Genomic DNA, 1319 nt, shown 5'->3' on the forward strand with positions numbered 1-1319 from the left:
GTACCAGCGTACGGCCCACAGAATGATGTCACGCTGAAAATGCCGGCCTTTGAATGGGTTCATGTGCAGCTCCATCAGCAAAAGGGGATGATAAGTTTATCACCACCGACTATTTGCAACAGTGCCAAGCGCGGTGTCCGGAATTTCAGGTTTGTGTCTCTACAAAGACTAACTATCAGAAAAACTCATCGAGCATCAAATGAAACTGCAATTTATTCATATCAGGATTATCAATACCATATTTTTGAAAAAGCCGTTTCTGTAATGAAGGAGAAAACTCACCGAGGCAGTTCCATAGGATGGCAAGATCCTGGTATCGGTCTGCGATTCCGACTCGTCCAACATCAATACAACCTATTAATTTCCCCTCGTCAAAAATAAGGTTATCAAGTGAGAAATCACCATGAGTGACGACTGAATCCGGTGAGAATGGCAAAAGCTTATGCATTTCTTTCCAGACTTGTTCAACAGGCCAGCCATTACGCTCGTCATCAAAATCACTAGCATCAACCAAACCGTTATTCATTCGTGATTGCGCCTGAGCGAGACGAAATACGCGATCGCTGTTAAAAGGACAATTACAAACAGGAATCGAATGCAACCGGCGCAGGAACACTGCCAGCGCATCAACAATATTTTCACCTGAATCAGGATATTCTTCTAATACCTGGAATGCTGTTTTCCCGGGGATCGCAGTGGTGAGTAACCATGCATCATCAGGAGTACGGATAAAATGCTTGATGGTCGGAAGAGGCATAAATGCCGTCAGCCAGTTTAGTCTGACCATCTCATCTGTAACATCATTGGCAACGCTACCTTTGCCATGTTTCAGAAACAACTCTGGCGCATTGGGCTTCCCATACAATCGATAGATTGTCGCACCTGATTGCCCGACATTATCGCGAGCCCATCTATACCCATATAAATCAGCATCCAGGTTGGAATTTAATCGCGGCCTCGAGCAAGACGTTTCCCGTTGAATATGGCTCATAACACCCCTTGTATTACTGTTTATGTAAGCAGACAGTTTTATTGTTCATGATGATATATTTTTATCGGCACTGTTGCAAATAGTCGGTGGTGATAAACTTATCATCCCCTTTTGCTGATGGAGCTGCACATGAACCCATTCAAAGGCCGGCATTTTCAGCGTGACATCATTCTGTGGGCCGTACGCTGGTACTGCAAATACGGCACTGTTGCAAAGTTAGCGATGAGGCAGCCTTTTGTCTTATTCAAAGGCCTTACATTTCAAAAACTCTGCTTACCAGGCGCATTTCGCCCAGGGGATCACCATAATAAAATGCTGAGGCCTGGCC

General features: G+C 44.8%; 1 protein-coding gene and 1 pseudogene. One reads left to right on the forward strand and one right to left on the reverse strand.

Features of this window, described 5'->3' with window-relative positions:
- Positions 1-175: 175 nt before the first annotated feature.
- Positions 176-991: an aminoglycoside O-phosphotransferase APH(3')-Ia gene (locus tag FTV09_RS17745; RefSeq protein WP_000018326.1), complete on the reverse strand. Its 816-nt coding sequence runs from the start codon at positions 989-991 to the stop codon at positions 176-178.
- 129 nt (positions 992-1120) lie between these two features.
- On the opposite strand from FTV09_RS17745, the pseudogene FTV09_RS18215 reads away from it, so the two are divergent.
- Positions 1121-1319 (forward strand): annotated as a pseudogene (locus FTV09_RS18215) (hypothetical protein); the annotation flags it as partial.

The sequence above is a fragment of the Acinetobacter sp. YH12227 genome, assembly GCF_013417785.1.
Taxonomy (GTDB): Bacteria; Pseudomonadota; Gammaproteobacteria; order Pseudomonadales; family Moraxellaceae; genus Acinetobacter; species Acinetobacter gandensis.